15 protein-coding genes are annotated in these 17,500 nt (G+C 42.5%); 8 read left to right on the top strand and 7 right to left on the bottom strand.

What is annotated here, in order from left to right:
- Positions 1-12 precede the first annotated feature (12 nt).
- The 3 genes from fliD to Q4486_RS10225 all read right to left on the bottom strand — a co-directional run bounded on the left by fliD (position 13) and on the right by Q4486_RS10225 (position 4,397).
- The gene (gene fliD / locus Q4486_RS10235; protein ID WP_303519329.1) at positions 13-2,130 is read right to left on the bottom strand and encodes a flagellar filament capping protein FliD; all 2,118 of its coding nucleotides are present in this window, start codon (positions 2,128-2,130) and stop codon (positions 13-15) included.
- Positions 2,131-2,177: 47 nt separating this feature from the next.
- On the bottom strand, positions 2,178-2,540 hold the full coding sequence (locus Q4486_RS10230) for a flagellar protein FlaG (protein WP_303418682.1): 363 nt from the start codon (positions 2,538-2,540) through the stop codon (positions 2,178-2,180).
- 105 nt (positions 2,541-2,645) lie between these two features.
- Positions 2,646-4,397, bottom strand: a complete 1,752-nt coding sequence (locus Q4486_RS10225) for a flagellin (protein WP_303519327.1) — start codon at positions 4,395-4,397, stop codon at positions 2,646-2,648.
- A 241-nt stretch (positions 4,398-4,638) separates the two neighbouring features.
- Between Q4486_RS10225 and Q4486_RS10220 the strand changes: the two genes are divergently transcribed.
- On the top strand, positions 4,639-4,950 hold the full coding sequence (locus Q4486_RS10220; RefSeq protein ID WP_303519325.1) for a hypothetical protein: 312 nt from the start codon (positions 4,639-4,641) through the stop codon (positions 4,948-4,950).
- A gap of 75 nt (positions 4,951-5,025) precedes the next feature.
- On the opposite strand, the gene Q4486_RS10215 is transcribed toward Q4486_RS10220, so the two are convergent.
- Positions 5,026-7,374, bottom strand: a complete 2,349-nt coding sequence (locus Q4486_RS10215) for an RND family transporter (protein WP_303519323.1) — start codon at positions 7,372-7,374, stop codon at positions 5,026-5,028.
- Complete coding sequence (locus tag Q4486_RS10210) at positions 7,374-8,465, bottom strand: YCF48-related protein (RefSeq protein WP_303519322.1); 1,092 nt, start codon at positions 8,463-8,465, stop codon at positions 7,374-7,376. The genes Q4486_RS10215 and Q4486_RS10210 overlap by 1 nt, the downstream gene beginning before the upstream one ends.
- A 610-nt stretch (positions 8,466-9,075) precedes the next feature.
- Here Q4486_RS10210 and ftnA point away from each other — a divergent pair.
- The 7 genes from ftnA to Q4486_RS10175 all read left to right on the top strand — a co-directional run bounded on the left by ftnA (position 9,076) and on the right by Q4486_RS10175 (position 15,798).
- Entirely contained in the window at positions 9,076-9,612 is a 537-nt protein-coding gene (gene ftnA / locus Q4486_RS10205) for a non-heme ferritin (protein ID WP_303519321.1), read from the top strand.
- A 165-nt stretch (positions 9,613-9,777) separates the two neighbouring features.
- Positions 9,778-9,987, top strand: coding sequence for a hypothetical protein (locus tag Q4486_RS10200; protein ID WP_303418696.1), 210 nt, complete (start codon positions 9,778-9,780; stop codon positions 9,985-9,987).
- An 88-nt stretch (positions 9,988-10,075) separates the two neighbouring features.
- Positions 10,076-11,452, top strand: a complete 1,377-nt coding sequence (locus tag Q4486_RS10195) for a sigma-54-dependent Fis family transcriptional regulator (protein ID WP_303519320.1) — start codon at positions 10,076-10,078, stop codon at positions 11,450-11,452.
- A 161-nt stretch (positions 11,453-11,613) separates the two neighbouring features.
- Entirely contained in the window at positions 11,614-13,272 is a 1,659-nt protein-coding gene (locus tag Q4486_RS10190) for an acyl CoA:acetate/3-ketoacid CoA transferase (protein ID WP_303519319.1), read from the top strand.
- Between the two features lie 341 nt (positions 13,273-13,613).
- Positions 13,614-14,120 carry a histidine phosphatase family protein gene (locus Q4486_RS10185; protein WP_303519318.1) on the top strand — a complete coding sequence of 169 codons (507 nt, stop codon included), beginning with the start codon at positions 13,614-13,616 and terminating at the stop codon, positions 14,118-14,120.
- 101 nt (positions 14,121-14,221) lie between these two features.
- The gene (locus Q4486_RS10180) at positions 14,222-15,178 is read left to right on the top strand and encodes an AEC family transporter (RefSeq protein WP_303418707.1); all 957 of its coding nucleotides are present in this window, start codon (positions 14,222-14,224) and stop codon (positions 15,176-15,178) included.
- Positions 15,179-15,210: 32 nt separating this feature from the next.
- Positions 15,211-15,798, top strand: coding sequence for a hypothetical protein (locus Q4486_RS10175; protein WP_303519317.1), 588 nt, complete (start codon positions 15,211-15,213; stop codon positions 15,796-15,798).
- A gap of 22 nt (positions 15,799-15,820) precedes the next feature.
- Here Q4486_RS10175 and Q4486_RS10170 read toward each other — a convergent pair whose 3' ends face one another.
- Positions 15,821-16,603: a molybdopterin-synthase adenylyltransferase MoeB gene (locus Q4486_RS10170; RefSeq protein WP_303519316.1), complete on the bottom strand. Its 783-nt coding sequence runs from the start codon at positions 16,601-16,603 to the stop codon at positions 15,821-15,823.
- A 34-nt stretch (positions 16,604-16,637) separates the two neighbouring features.
- On the bottom strand, positions 16,638-17,471 hold the full coding sequence (gene prmC, locus Q4486_RS10165; RefSeq protein ID WP_303519315.1) for a peptide chain release factor N(5)-glutamine methyltransferase: 834 nt from the start codon (positions 17,469-17,471) through the stop codon (positions 16,638-16,640).
- Positions 17,472-17,500: the final 29 nt, after the last annotated feature.

Raw genomic sequence — 17,500 nt, 5'->3', positions numbered from 1 at the left:
ATAAACGCTGTGTTAACTACTCGTAGATGTAAATGGCAACTGTTCAAGTAAACCGTCTAACTGACTACCGGTGCTTTGAAAGCTGCTAACAATTTGCTCCATCGCTAAAAACTGTGCAGACAAACGCAACTCAAATGTTTCCATCTTACGCTCTAGCTCAACACGATCATCAGCAACATCTTCTAACGCTTGATTAATATTGTCTTCACGAAGCTGAATACTACCTGATGAAGAAAGAAAACTAGCAATAAGTTTATCAAGTTCACCAGCAAACCCACGAGAGAAATCAACAGTAGCAGTGCCTGCGGCGACTGCATTTTCACCTATGGTAAAGTTCAGGCCATAAGGATCAGAATCGATGGCTGGCAATAAAATATTACCAGAGCCGAAACCCGCTTCCCCATCAATGGTACCCACTACATCAACACCATTATCTGACTGTGTAATAAAACCCAGCTCAGCGATATCTGCACCAAAATCAGCCGTATCAAAAGCAACACTCGAGGCTACGCCATAACTTCTGGATGTAAAAGCAAATTGATCTGTGGCTTCATCATAAGTCACATCTACAGCAACATTAGCTCCGCTAATATTACTATCGCCATTAATTAATGACTGCAGGTCTGCACGAATTTCATCTGCAGTTGTATAACTACCTGTCAGCGTAATCGTGTCAGACTCAACCCCGTCCACAGTCACCTTAAAGGATAGGTCTAACAAAGTGGCGTCAGCTATAGCAACGGTATCAGTAGCACTATCAAAACCAATAGCACCACCATCAGCCATCGCATTAGCGCTCACCGATGCTTTTTCTGGATTCGTGGTTATAACAACATCATAATTACCCGGAACAGTACCTGTCGCATAACTCCCCACTGAAACTGATACTTCATCACTAGATGATCCTGTATTAGTCGCAAATAAAGTCTCAACTAATGCAAAATTTTCATCCATTGCTCGACTGAAATCATCTTCATCAATAGACAGCGTTCCATCTAACTCAGTACGTATTCCTACATTTGTTAGCGCGGTAAAACCATCATCAATACCTGGCACTAAAGATCCGATCGTAGATCTAATCTGGTTAAGCATTGCTTTGGCTGTACCGTCAGTGGCTAGATCACCTTTGACTGTCTGGTTATCCTCATCCGTACTATAACCCGTTAAATTCTGCGCTGTTTCATAAAAGAGATTATAAGCTTCAACAAAATCTCTTATCGCTTGCTCGGCTATGGATGTATCTTCACTAACAGTAAAGGTAAAGCTACTACCAGGTTCAGCTTTATTTAACGAAAAGCTAAACCCCTGAATAACATCATCAATTTCATTTGTCTCACGAAAGACGGTAAGGCCGTTAACTTTTAGCTCTGCATCTTTCGCTTGCTGCGTCTCGATAACTTGAGACGATTCTGTTTCATTAAATTCAAAAACACTTAAACCTGTTGTATCACCTTTAGTGGCATCATCACTGCTCACTCTCAACGCATTATCTGCACCGGAAGGGGCGGTTAGTAACAACTGGTACTGGCCATCAACCAATAAAACTGATGCTTGAACATCCGCATCTTCAGCATTAATTTTATCGGCTATATCCTGTAAAGAGTCTCCAGCTTCAACCGTAATATTTAACGCTGCCCGCTCGTCATTAGTCGCAAAGGAATAAGGATCCTGATCAGCATCAGCATCAGCTCCCGGATCAACGTCTTCATCATAAGTCCAAGTACCAAAACTAATAGTCAGCGTACCTGCCTCATTCAAAGCTTGATCTTTATCAGAGTATGCTCCTGTCGCTAAAGACTGGGCTTGAGCAACTTCAACAACCTCTATTTGATAGGTACCCGTTTGCGCACCTGGGTCTACTGAATTAGGTGTAATCACATCAGTATCAGGGAATGACACCGTACGCGCATTAAACGTGTCGTTATCTGCAAGGGGATCAAGCACTGTTTGCAACTCAGACAAGCTACTTTGTAAGGTTCCGTATGCTGATATCTGAGCTTCCAGTTTCTCTTCGGTGTCATTTAAACGCTCCTCTCTAGGAGCCTTCTCAATGTCTACGAGCTGGGAAACAATGCTGGAGGTGTTGATACCAGAACCGGCTCCCAGTGAGCTAATAATGCTATCACTCATGGTTTTTGCCTCTGGTTTTTAAGTGGGTGGAAGAAAGCCTTTAAAGGTTAGGCTTTCTTATCAAAAAGGAATCCTATCATCCGATCCAATGATTCGGCAAATGCTAGCGCCTCTTCATTTGGAATCTGACGTATTACTTTATCAGTTGTTAAATCACGCACTTCCACAACAACCTGCTCTGAAGCTTTATCAACCGAAAAACTCAACGAGCGCTGGCCACTTTCCATCATCTCATTAAGACGATCAATAGCAGCATCTAACTTCTCTGCTGAAACCTCTTGGGTCTGTTGAAACTGCTCGTTTTTCTGCGGCGCTTCAACAGGCTGAGGCTTAACCTGACTTACGGTTTGTTGAGTCTGCTGTGACGGCTGAATGACATTAGCAGCTGCCCCCATCGATTCAATACCCATAACTCAATCCTCTTATTTAACCTTGTGAAAATTCCCCCATCATCGTTATAGACTCAGGGGGATCAACACTCTACTAGGCACTTAGCTTAATAGTATAGCTAGTATTTACTGAAGTAGAGATAGTACTTGCTGTGGTGCAGCGTTAGCCTGAGCCAACATTGCTGTACCTGCCTGCTGTAGTACCTGAGCTCTTGATAGGGCTGCAGATTCTGAAGCAAAGTCAGCATCTTCGATACGTGAACGGGCAGCCGAAACGTTTTCAGATACGTTTGACAAGTTATTCACTGTAAAGTCTAGACGGTTATTAACCGCACCCAAATCACCTCGAGTGGAGTTAATCTGCTCAAGTGCAGAGTCAATAATATCTATAGCTTCCTGTGCACCACTAGCAGTCGAAATATCGATACTTGCTACGCTACCACCAGCACCTGCTGCAGCATTGGTTTCATTTAGACCAAAGATAGTCTCCATCGCAGCTTCATCACCATCTTTGTATGAGATAGAGATATCACCACCATCAACGGAGGTAAGTTTTAAAGCATCAGTTACGCCATTAGCACCATCTAGAGACGCTGTCACACCTGTTTCATCTGTGTAAGAGTTCAACCAAGCAACCAAATCACTTTCTTCACCAGCAGTGCTGTTACCGTCATAATCAACAGTTGAATCGTACTCACCAAGCGTTACGCCATTTATAGTAACCTGACCCGCATCAACATCGCCCTGCGCTTGAGCTTGATAGCCTGTTACAGTACCCGCTTCTAAACGCGTATCTAAACCAACAACATCAGCATGAGCTGCATCATTATATTCAATGGTTACAGCATCGCCAGAATCGTCAGAGATGGTAAGCGCAGCTTCAAACGTTGCATTCGTAAATGTACCAATGGCATCATTTAACGTAGCACCACTTGCAGTAAGCGCAACATTATCAGCACCCTCTACAGATACAGTCAGGTAGCCATCATCATTAATCTCTGCCTGAATAAGACCGTTAGATACTTCGTTAGCTTTATCAGCCAACTCCTGAAGAGAACCCGTCTCAGATACCTGGAACGTCTGCACATCGCCATTCGCCATAGTTACTGCAAACTGAATGTATTCACCTGAAGCAACGATACCGTCACCCGATGTTGTCGCTGTAGCTTCAGCCAATGTACCAACTGTCACGCCGGCAACGTTGGAGTTAACTGTATCAATAGCATCCTGCAGAACAGTTTCAGCAGACAAATCGCCGATATCAATACCGTTAATAGACATTGTCTCTGTGCCGTCAAATGTCTGCAACTGAGTCAATAGGTCATTGCCCGAATCTGTTGCACCAATAATAGATGCACCCGTACCATTACCTAAAGATTGAGTATCTGTCGCACCAATGTTTAGCGCGATAGTTTCATTGGCATCAGCACCGGCTTGTAGCTCAACCTCACCTAAAGTGCCGTCAAGAATATTAAGGCCGTTGAATTTAGTTGTTTCAGAGATACGATCGATCTCAGCAATCAACTGCTGAACCTCAGCATCCAATGTTGCACGGTTACCATCATCGTAAGTACCGTTGGCAGACTGGATAGATAGTTCACGCATACGCTGTAGGATGTTAGTTGTTTCGTCCAACGCACCCTCAGCCGTTTGAATTAAAGAGATACCATCGTTTGCATTTCGTACCGCTTGATCCAAACCACGAACCTGAGAGGTCATGCGGTTAGAGATTGCCAAGCCCGCAGCATCATCTGCTGCAGAGTTGATACGTTTACCACTAGATAAACGCTCCATTGCTTGGTTCTGATCATTCTGTGAAAGCGTTAGGTTACGCTGAGCATTCAGCGACATGATGTTTGAATTAATTACCATTGACATGAGTTTATTCTCCTCATACTCAGCCGAGTTTGACCGACCGTAATAAAAATATTTTCTTTTTGAATTTCCAATTTTAAAAAGACTGAAAATCCAAGCTTGTGTAGGTTATCGACCATTGACAAAAACCCTTTAGAAAAAACATTTACTTTTTTCCTAAGCATTTTTCCAAGTAGCCCAATGCCTCGTTGATTTTTGTTATCGGCACCTTCAAACTGATCATTAGTATTTTTTGGAGAAAAGCATGAACCCTTTAATAAAGCTCGCAGAAGAAGCACTAGAACAATCCACCAATATGGAGGTATTAGCGCAAGAAGGAAGATGGGACGAGTTAACCGACTTACAAAAGATACACACAGCCACTGTAGAAAAAATAATGACAGCAGAAGCCGATGATGCCATTAAATCTCAACTACGCGCTTTATTATTAGAGATAAAAACAACTAACAACCGCACAATGGATCTAGCTGGCGACTATAAATTAAAGCTCGTTAAGGAAAAGAAAACCTTAGGACAAGGTGCAAAAATGCAAAAAATGCTGAACGCATTAAAGTAGATAAAAGTCATTACCACCACTCTCACCTACTTTAATACTGCGACAAACCAACAGGCCTACCTAGGCGCCAGCACTCTATTCATTGATTTTTGGATGTAACAAGCGCGCAATTGCGGGTAACAATATCAACGCACCCAACATATTCCAGATAAACATAAAGGTAAGTAGAATCCCCATATCCGCTTGAAACTTAATAGGCGAGAAAGTCCAAAGAACAACCCCTATTGCCAACGTCAATCCAGTAAATGCGACAGACTTACCCGTACTTTGTAAAGTTTCAAGATAGGCCTCAGCCAAGCTATGACCTTTCTGCAGATAGGTCTGCATTTTTGAATAAATATAGATACCATAATCCACACCTATACCAACACCTAAAGCGATCACCGGTAATGTAGCGACTTTTACGCCAATACCTAATTTAGCCATCAACGCCTGACATAGGATTGAGGTTAATATCAAGGGCGCGATGATGCAGACTACTGTACGAAGTGATCTAAAGGTTAACAAGCACAGGAAGCTCACCACAGAATAAACCCAGATCAGCATCTCATACTGGGCCATTTCAATCACTTCGTTTGTTGCGGCCTCAAAGCCTGCTTTGCCTGCCGCCATATTAAACTTGATTGTATCTGTCTCGTATTGAGCAACAAAACCATCGACAGCAACTGTCACCGCTTTTAATGTTTCTGCTTTATGATCATCAAGGAAAATAATAACCGGTAATAAAGAGCAGCTACTGTTCATCAGTCCCGCTGGAACATAAGAGAGAGAGGCATTAATCACATACTGATTACGTATTACCGAACGCCATTTCAGACTCCCCTCATTCAAACCTGCCGTTACACGTTCCGATACATCCACCAGCGAAATACTGGATTGCACCCCAGAAACATTCCGTAAGTAAAATTGGAAACGATCGACTAAAGCCAACGTTTCATAGCGACTACAATGTTCTTTTGGCGTAGAAACCATCACAACAAACACGTCACTCGAAGTAGAGTAATTAGCGGTAATAAAACTATTATCTAAGTTATAACGAGAATCCTCTCGCAACTCTGGGGCACCCACATCCAAATCGCCAATCTGTAACCCTTTACTCCCATAAATACCTAAAACCGCGAGACAGATAGCAATCACAACAGCGACTATAGCTCCTTTTTGAGTAGCGAAGACACTTAACAAGTGCCAATGGGAATCCTTTTTCTCTATTCCTTTTTTGGCTTTAGTTATAGCGTTACGACCCACCCCAAAATAACTCATTAACAAAGGGAGCAGCATTAAATTGGTTAAAATAATAACGGCAACACCAATAGATGCAGCTACAGCCAGGTCTTGAATAACTTGGATCTCGATTACCATCAACGTAATAAAGCCGATACCATCTGAAATCAGCGCCGTTAACCCAGGAATATAGATTGTTTTAAAAGCATGCTTTGCCGCTTGAAGCTTATCAGCCCCATTCGTAGCAGACTCTAGTGTGATTGTATTTACAATTTGAACGCCATGGCTGACCGCAATAGCAAACACCAAAAACGGCACTAACATCGAATAAGGGTCTATTCCATAACCAAGGAGATTCAATACACCTAACTGCCATATGACCGCAGCAAGAGAGCAGATCAAAGGAATAATCGTACCCATTACACTACCGGAATAGAGATAGAGCAGCACCATAGTGACCACAAAAGCGATCGCAAAAAATAGAGCCACCTCAACCGCACCATCAATCAGGTCACCAACAATTTTCGCAAATCCGGTGATATGAATACTGATATTTTCAGAACTATATTTATCTCTAACCAGCTTTTCTAACAGAGCGGAAAACTCTTTATAATCAAGCTTCTCCCCTGTCTCGGGATCTTTATCAAAAAGAGGCACCTGCACCATAGCTGAGCGAAAATCATTACCTACTAATATTCCCACCTGACCTGAGCGAAGAATATTGGTGCGTACGAGCTCTAAACTTTCTTTTGAACCATCATATTTGGCAGGTATTACTGGACCACCAACAAAACCATCTTCAGTCACTTCAGTCCAGCGTACATTAGGTGTCCAAATAGACTTTAATGCGGAACGATCAACCCCAGGAATAAAAAACAGCTCATCAGTCACACTTTTGAGAGTAGACTGAAATTCAGCACTAAATATATCGCCATTTTTTGCTGCAACAACAACACGAATACTATTACCTAAACCCGCCAAATCATCTTTATAGCGCATATAGTTTTCAACAAACGGATGTTGAGCAGGGATCATTTTCACAAAACTAGCATCAGGACGAATCTGTGAGGCCTGCCAAGTAAAGAATAAAGTGGCAATCAAAAAACCGACTAAAAGCAATTTCCGATAACTAAAAAGTACGCGCTCAGCTAGTTTTTCACTGGTATTAATCGGCCAGAGCAGTATTGAGGACAACCTTTTCATTAGTCAGCCCCTCCGTTCAAATCAATTCGAGAAACACCACCTTCGCCGACTACAATAAGATACTGCCCTACAGACTCGACAGCACTATAACTCCTAAGACCACGTTTTTGGAAAGGCACAAAAGCCTCTCCCTGCTTTTGTAATAAAGCCCCCCCTTGCCCAACAAGATAGGCAATATCATCAACCACTATTGCGTCATTAATTGTTGCAGTTGAGCCTATATCAATTTTATTCCAAACAGTGCTGCCCAATTCATCTCGAGTACGCTTAAGCACAGTACCTCTCAACCCCATTAGATAAAGACTATCTGCCTCAACTGCTGAGAAAAGGGAACCTTGGTAAGGCAACTCAACTTTATGCCAGCTCCCCCCATTATCAAGACTCTCAATCAACAGCCCAGCCTCACCTAAGATCAACAAATGCCCCGCTTGCGTTTGGATTACTCTATTCAAATGCAAACTGTCTGGATTAGGTAATTTATACCCTTCGTAAACCCAACTTAAACCACCATCATTTGTTTTAAGAAAAAGCCCATACGCACCTACCGCATAACCCGTTAGCGAGTCTAAAAAGATAATATCAAGTAGTGGAGAACTAGGACCCTCTTCAACAGCTATTTTTGCATCATCCAGCTGGTAACCAAGATTTTCTAATAAATCAGCATCAACAGCGCCCAAACTGTTTTGATAATTAAATTCAGTCTCAAGCGCATCTACCCTTAACTGATTAATCACAGCACCATCTAATCTCTTTTGCCAAGACAGGCCACCATCTTTAGTCCCTAAAATGACACCATCATGCCCTACAGCCCAGCCTGTTTGTTTATCAAAAAAGTTCAAGCTTGTAATTAAAGTGCTGGTAGGAACTTCCGCTTGCTTCCAAGTTAACGCACGATCTCCCGAATAGATAATCACCCCTTGCTCACCCCCAGCAACCAAGCGTTTACCAGCACGTGAAATAGTAAGTAAAAGGGATTTCTCAGGAGCCGCCTGCTGTATCGCAGACTGAACAAGACGATCAGCTAATACACATTGAGATAATGCTAAAAAGCAACCAAAGACCACACTGTAAGAAAACGTTATTTTGCTCATCTAAAGCCCAGTTATTATTTTTTTGTCGGGAGTTTTAATAGCTAAAAAGCATCTACCTTTAACGCAAACACAGCAATGACATTCTTTCCCATTATCGCTAACAATATAGGTCACTATAGCAAACTCATCCACACATCTATCATCACCATAATGCAATGGAAGGCTTATATTGACTAGCGTCATTCAAAACTAATTTATCAGCTACACCTATCAAGCGAAGCACAAAAAAGGCCCTAAAAACACGTTGCTCTGCGTCCGCTCTTCTTTTTAACGCCTAAACTCAGGCTCTAACGTCGATCCAGCTATTTCACGGTCATAGAATGTTTTTATCTATACTTAGCCATATTCGGTAATTATTGTTTCACATAGCGTTTGAGATTGATTATCATTAACAAAAAACTTGCCGAGTTCTCTATGTCAAAACCAAAAACCTTATGTAAATTAAAAAAGGCAGATATAGAAGAGCAGTTCAAGACACTTGCAAGCTATACTCGCTCCAGCTGCTATCTATGCAAAAAGTGCGCACGCTCTGCTAACGCCAAAAAGTGGTTATGCAAACCCGAAATGATTTAAAATCCGCTAAAGATTATTTTAAAAGGATCCAATTATTATGCTAAGCCCTGCAATGCTTGAAAAACTTAACGAGCAGATAAACTTAGAGTTTTTCTCTTCAAACCTCTACCTACAGATGGGGGCATGGGCTGAATCTAAAGGCTTTGAGGGTTGTTCCGCATTCTTATACAAACATGCTGACGAAGAGATGTCACACATGAAACGTTTATTCACTTATGTGAATGAAACCGGCGCAACAGCAATGATAGGTGCTATAGATGCACCCGATGCGGAATACAATTCAATTAAAGATCTCTTTGAAAAAGTATATGAGCATGAGTGCTTCATTACTGGAAAGATCAATGAATTAGCCCACACCGCTTTTACTCACCACGATTACTCAACCTTCAGCTTTCTCCAATGGTATGTCGCAGAACAGCATGAAGAAGAGAAACTCTTCAATGGCATTTTAGATAAAATCAAGATTATCGGCGAAGATGGCAAAGGATTGTTCTTTATCGATAAAGAGATTGGCGAATTAGCCAAAAATGGTTCGGGTGGCAGCGTTATGGATAGCGCATCAGATAAAATATAAAAACTATATTTATCAATCAGTTATAAAACAACTCTACAAACAACACCAAGTTTTATCAAAAACTTTCTGTTTTTTATAGATTTTATTCTAAAGATTTTGATAGGCTGTCCGATAAATACTTTCAAAGCAGCCTCTCATGCCTAATACAGGGAAGGAGAATAAAGCGTGAATACTGATTGTGTACTTTGTTTTGAGCTAGTAAAAACAGGGAAAGAACACCCTTCATTAAAAACCGTCAGCGACCTTGGCCATTCACAAATCTGTAAATGTGGCGAATGCGGCTCTCTACTAATGAGTACAGCAGGCGAATGGGAGACCGTACTTAAAGGCTCCATTTCTCGACGCCAAAAGCAGAATAAGAAAAACGCTGCATAAGAGTTATTTTTTTACTAAATAACTTGGCAGCGAGCGCCTCTACGCGTAGTTTTATCCTAACTAGTAACAGGATAAAACTGCGGTACTTATGGACTCTCTGCGCGAACTGATAGATCAAGACAATAATCACAATCTATTAGATCTACTATCGAGCTTATGCCAAGGCTCTATAGCAGTAGATGAAAATTGCAACATCCTATGGATGAGCAATGCATATAAAGAGCTTATAGATATAGCCCCCGACGTCGACCCAACTGGCTGTCATGTAGAGCAACTCCTCCCTACTACCCAACTCCCTCGCGTTATAAAAAGCGGCAAACCTAGTTTTGTTGACCTTATGCAGATAAAGCATCGCTGGTGCGTTGTCACCCGTTTACCCATTAAAAACGAAAATCAGCAAACTATAGGTGCGATCGGCTTTGTTTTTTATGATGACTTAGAAAGCTTACAACCTCTGTTTGATAAATTTGCCCGCTTACGCCGCAAATTTGAAGATGAAAAGATCCTAAGACCTAGTCGATATGCATTAGACGACATGCTTGGCCGCTCCCAACCGACAGAATTATTACGACGCCAAGCGCTTCGAGCCGCACAATTAGACACAACCCTCCTTCTTCTTGGCGAAACCGGCACGGGTAAGGAATTATTAGCCCAAGGCATCCATCACGCATCAACCAGAAGAAGCGCCCCTTTCGTGGGCATTAACATGGGAGCATTACCTGAAGCCCTAGCCGAAGCGGAATTATTTGGCAGCGCCCCAGGTGCGTACACTGGCGCCAATAGCAAAGGACGTATAGGCAAAGTACAACTGGCCGATGGCGGCACACTTTTTCTTGATGAAATAGCCGAAATGCCATTAGCTATGCAAACAAAACTACTCCGAGTACTACAAGAAAGAGAAGTTGAGGCCTTAGGCTCCAACCGTTTAGAAAAAGTAGACGTCAGAATCATTGCAGCCACAGCAAAAGATCTTCGAGAACTAGTAGAAAAGGGCCTGTTCCGAGAAGATCTGTACTACCGACTCAATGTACTCCCCATAAAGTTGCCACCTTTAAGGGAGCGACGAGAAGATATCCCAGAACTCTCTCAACATATGTTGCAGCAGATCCAACATCAATCACAGCTACCAGAACTATCCCTTTCACCAGCAGCCTATGAGTGGCTTAAAAGCTATCACTGGCCTGGAAATATTCGAGAACTAAGAAACAGAATTGAACGCGGCTGCGTGATGGCCGAAGGAGAATTCATAGAAGCCAACGATCTAGGCGCATTAGACGATTTACCCCACACTACATCAAACCAACCAACAGCAACCGATTTAAAAAGCAAAAGAGCACAAACAGAAATAGACGCAATAAAACAAGCCATTCAAAGCTGTAACGGAAACAAAACCGCCGCAGCGAAAATGCTTGGCATATCAAGGGCAAGTTTGTACTTACACTTAAACAAAGCGTCAAATAATTAATACACCCAAAAAAAACAAACGTCTATAATTCAAGACGGATCTAGTTATTTCTCACCCTACAAAAAAAGTAACCCATTGTTTACAAACATATTTAAAACATTGGCCATCCATTTGCTACATCTGTAATACTAAAAATAATAATAGACAAAATTAGGTCCTCCATGAGTCAACGTCCAAGCAAGCTCATTACCGCATCACGAGCGGCAGAACTAATTCAATCCAATGACATGATTGTTACCGGCGGATTTATCGGCATTGGATTCGCAGAAACCTTAGCTACCGCCATTGAAAAGCGCTTCCTAGAAGAGGGCGAACCTAATAATCTCAACTTATTCTATGCAGCAGGGCAAGGTGACACTAAACATCGCGGATTAAACCATTTTGGCCATCAAGGCATGGTGAAACGTGTTATAGGCGGACACTGGGGACTAGCTCCAACGCTTGGCAAACTGGCCATAGATAATCAAATTGAAGCCTACAATTTGCCTCAAGGGGTTATCTGCCATATGTTTCGAGATATAGCTGCAGGTAAGCCGGGAACCCTCACTACAGTCGGCTTACATACTTTTGTGGATCCAAGAATTGAAGGCGGAAAAATAAATTCACGCTCCACAGAAGATCTTGTTCAACTACTCGATATAAACGGCCAAGAGTGCCTGCTTTACAAACACTTTCCCCTGAATATTGCACTACTTCGCGGAACAACTGCAGATAGAAATGGCAATATATCAATGGAACGGGAAGCACTCCCCCTCGATTCCTTAGCCATCGCCCAAGCGGTAAAAAATTGCGGCGGAATCGTCTTAGTGCAAATAGAACAAATAACAGACGAACACCTGCTGACTCCCGACCGCGTCCGTATCCCTGGCATCTTAGTAGACCACATTATTCTTTCCACACCCGAAGACCACCCACAAACATTCGCTGAACCCTTTAACCCAGCATATTCAGGGCAAGTACGAAACACAGCCCAACAATCAGGCAAAACCTCTCTCGAGGCCCGCAAAATCATTGCACGCCGAGCCTTAATGGAATTAAAAAAGAATTCGATTGTAAACCTAGGTATAGGCATGCCTGAGATGATCGCCACTGTAGCCGCTGAAGAAAATAAGGGTGATGATTTCACTTTAACAGTAGAGCCAGGCGGCATTGGCGGCCAACCCGCAAGTGGATTAAGCTTTGGTGCGGTCAGCAACGCCCAAGCCATTATTGATCAGCCGGCTCAATTTGATTTTTACGATGGCGGTGGATTGGATCAGGCTTTCTTAGGCCTCGCTGAGACCTGCCCAGAAGGACATGTAAACGTCAGCCGCTTTGGCACAAAACTAGCGGGCGCTGGCGGGTTTATAAACATAACGCAAAATACACAGGATGTTTATTTTTTAGGTACATTCACCTCAGGCAAACAACAACTAGAAGTGATCAATGGCACGTTAAAAATTACTACTAACGGCACCCTAAAAAAATTCAAGAAGAACGTACAGCAGATCACATTCAATGGTAACTACGCTATGGAATGCCAACAACAAGTAACATTCATCACAGAGAGAGCTGTATTCAAACTCACAAAAAACGGCCTACTCTTGACCGAAATAGCACCGGGGGCCGATCTCCAAACTGATATTTTAGATCAAATGGAATTTATCCCGCTTATCGATGACAACCTAAGCTTAATGGATGCTAGGCTTTTTCAAGACAAACCAATGCATCTTGAACACCCCGGTAGTCGCTCGATGACACAGATGCGCTCTTTAATGAAAAATGTTTTAAGCCGATCAGAATATCCACAACCTGAACAGGCAACAAAAACCACAAGTTGAGCGCGATCTACAGTCCATCCACTTAGGTGTGAATGATTAAGTTTATCTATATAACGCGTGTGCAGCGCTATTGTGCAGAAGGTAAACAAGCCATATCACACCTAAAACCAGAAAACAGGGAATGATAAAGCATTGTACAAAACCTAATAGAACGGAGATAAGAACACACGCTTTGTTCTACCTTTAGGCTAGAAAACTCTATATCACCCCTGTTTTCAGGATGGTATTAAAACAATTCTTATTGCATCAGGCAGCAAAATAAATATTTGATGACTCGCATTTACACAAATATCAATTAATCTTTATACAGCCAATTCCTATTTAATCGTTGGGTACCTCAAATGAAAAAGCTCACGTTGGTGCGCCATGCAAAATCCAGCTGGAAGCATCCTGAATTAACTGATTTTGAGCGTCCACTTAATAAAAGAGGAAAGCGAGATCTCCCTGCAATGGTTGAACGCTTAGCCGATTACCAATTAACACCGGATACGCTTCTTAGTAGCGGCGCTACACGAACCCTCTCAACGGCAAAAGCGATCTGCAGCCGACTCGCTATACCACAAAACCAAATATTTGAGATTCCAGAGCTTTACGAATCATCCGCAGAAACACTCTTGCTTGTATTACAAAACATGCCCGAATCATATAAGCACATTATGCTTGTAGGCCATAACCCTGGACTCGAACACTTAGCATCGATCTTACGCCAAGAGAGCGTCACTAAATTCCCCACCGCGGCTGTTATGCATCTACACTTAAGTATCAAGAACTGGCATGAGCTAGCAGAAGGTTGCGCAAGCTTATCCCTGTTTGATTACCCGAAAAAACACATAACAAGCAATGAATAGAGGCAATGCTACGACTCTCAGATAAATAAGCATCATCTATCCCTTAGCATTAAACACCTATGCTAAAATAGCGGCACTTTTTACTCATAGGGTAGCCCAAAGTGGAACTTTATCTTCACTCACTTAGCTTTACTGCCAATATAGTTGCACCAATTTTCTTTATCGTCTTTCTTGGTTATTTGCTCAAACGCTTGAAGGTGATTGATGAGGGTTTTATCCACACAGCCTCAAAACTGGTATTTGTAATCACCCTACCAACCCTCGTATTTATGTCTATCTCTCGGACTGATTTCCAAGCCGTCTTCAATCCTCAACAGCTTGGTTTTGTGCTAATTAGCACTTTTATATCCTTTATCGCTCTCTGGGCTATAGGGAAATATTGGATTAAGCGACCAGAGGACTTAGGGGTATTTATTCAAGGCGCATTCCGTAGCAACTATGGAATTATCGGCCTCGCGGTAAGTTACAACCTTTTTTCTGATTCAGGGCTAGCACAAGCGTCTTTACTATTGGCCTTAGTCATCCCTATGTATAACGTATTATCCATTGTAGCTTTGACGATCCCCGCCCAAAGAAGCGGTGCCTCTAATATAGGAAGCACCCTTTATGAAATAATAAAGAATCCATTAATCATTGCTGTACTGCTTGCCCTACCTTTCTCTTATTTTGGCTTCAAACTACCTGAAATTGCCCAAAATACGGGACGCTATTTCGCTAATTTAACGCTACCACTGGCATTATTAGCTATAGGCGGGTCACTTAACTTGGCTAGTTTAAGGAACACATCATCGCAAGCAACTTGGGCCACGCTCAGCAAGCTAGTCTTTATCCCTTTAGTACTAACAATCGCCGCTTGGCTTTATGGCTTTAAAGGTCAAGATTTAGCAATGATGATGGTACTGTTCGGATGTCCTACAGCCGCTGCCAGTTTCGTTATGGCGAAAAGTATGGGCGGTAATGCTGAACTCGCCGCTAATATTATTTTAATGACCACCTTAGGGTCCGTACTCACTCTCAGTGCGGGGATCTATCTCCTAAGAGTAATCGCCATTATTTAAAGCGACTTAATCGGAATAGACAGGGTATCTACGTGCGCCATCTCTTTAAAGCAGATCCACTTGCTAACGCTTACAAAGCTATTTTGGCTGATGATAAGGAGAAACTACTCAAGTATTTAAGAAAGATAAAACCGAGTGATATTGATAAATTATCATCAGATACAACACCAGGATTAGTTGAAGCCTGCATTATTCAACAACGCCCCCATCTTCTGACATTAATACTTGAACAGGGCGCATCAGCAACAGGAAAAACCGTTAATGATCACCCTTTCGGCATATTATCCATTAAGCAAGAAGCTAGCCTTCGCCTCCTTACCGCACTTCTAAGCGCAGGTAATAACGAAGATAGGGATCAACTATTAGCGGCTTGTTTTGAGTACAGCCAACCTACACAGCTAATGCTTCATATAAGTCTCTTAATTCAGCACGGTGCCGAAATTAAAGAGTCCATAGTTATAAAAGCATTAAAAATGGGCGAACGCCCCTTAATACACTTCCTAATTAATTCAGGGGCTGTACTACCTAAACAGGTGGATATGGATGAGATTGACGAGGAGACACTTTCATATGCTAATAAGTGCGCCGAAGATCTACAGATCAGGAGGATGTTTCTCTAATAAAATTTAAGCCAGCCTAGCATTATCCACGGTGATGAGGTTCATGAGTCGCCATCGCTGCCGGAGAGCACACCGAACAATGCGGATCTTTCCGTAATTTCAGCGTTCGCCATTCCATTGATTTCGCATCCAGCAACATCAAACGCCCCGCTAAACTTTCACCCACAGAGGCAAGTACTTTCAAGGCCTCCATTGCCTGAATAGAACCAATAATCCCTACTAAGGGTGATAGCACACCAGACTCTGAGCAGGTTAACGCCTCATCACTTCCCTCAGTATAAAGGCATTGATAACAAGGTGATTCCAACTTAAGAGGATCATAGACAGCAACTTGCCCTTCCATACGGATAGCTGCTCCAGAAACAAGCGGCTTTTTATGTCGAAAGCATGCACGATTAATAGCAAAACGCGTAGTAAAATTGTCAGTACAGTCGACCACTAGATCAACCGTAGCGATTAAACGCTGAAGCGCGCTTTCATCAAGACGCTCGTAGATGGTCTTCACTCGAACATCAGGATTCAAAGAGGCGATCGTATTACGAGCAGAATCTACTTTAGGCTGACCAATCCGTTTACTGTTATGAATAACTTGGCGCTGCAAATTAGAAAGTTCAACCTCATCATCATCAAGCAGAACCAGTTCCCCTACACCCGCGGCAGCAAGATACATAGCAACAGGACTACCCAACCCACCTAGGCCGACAATCAAAACCGTTGAATTCAACCATGTCTCCTGACCATTAATATCCACATCAGGCAACATTATTTGACGACTGTAACGTAATAGCTGCTCATCACTCAGCATTAGAGCTCTCCAACAATGCTTTTATTTATAGGTATCAGCACTTTATCCACTGCCCTAAAGTTACGCGTTCATTATTGCCATAGTCACGAAGAGTTTCCACTTTTTCATAACCTAAACCATTCAGAAGCGCTCGGCAGTTTTCCCCTTGATCATAACCATGCTCAAACAACAAAAAACCACCGTCACAAAGAAAGTCACGCGCTTGATCGCTAATCAACTCAATATCAGCCATCCCCTTTTTATCAGCAATGAGTGCTGATAAAGGCTCAAAACGCACATCACCTTGCAGTAAATGAGGGTCATTAGGGTCTATATAAGGAGGATTACTAACAATCAGATCATATTCCCCTGAATGAGGCTCAAACCAGCTACCTTGCAGTAAGCTCACATTATGCAGCTTAAGCTTATCCCTATTTCGTTCAGCTAGCGCCACAGCCTCCGCCACATAGTCCGATGCTACGATTGCCCACTCAGGCCGCTCCCAAGCTAAAGCCAATGCAATAGCCCCCGTCCCTGTGCCTAAATCAGCAACACGGGCAGAAGAAGGAAGATCAAGCGCCAATACCTGCTCAACTAATATCTCAGTGTCAGGACGCGGAATTAATGTATGAGGAGAAACTTCAAGATCAAAATCCCAAAATCCTCGCGCGCCTAAAATATGGGCCACCGGCTCGCCATCACAACGGCGCTGAATCATTACTTCTAGCTGAGCAGTGATCGTTTGAGGTAGCTCTTTTTCTGGCCAAGTGAAAAGATAACTACGGGGCTTGCCCAACAAAGAACAGAGCATCAATTCAATATCCAACGCTGCGGATTCTGATTTATCTTCTAATTGTGAATACAGCGCAAGTGCTTGTTGGATCTGCATAAAACCACATTTTTTAAACTAAGATAAAG

The organism is Neptuniibacter sp. 2_MG-2023 (assembly GCF_030547495.1).
Taxonomy (GTDB): domain Bacteria; phylum Pseudomonadota; class Gammaproteobacteria; order Pseudomonadales; family Balneatricaceae; genus Neptuniibacter.
The sequence above is the reverse complement of the archived record's forward strand: the minus strand, read 5'-3'. Positions and strand labels throughout refer to the sequence as shown.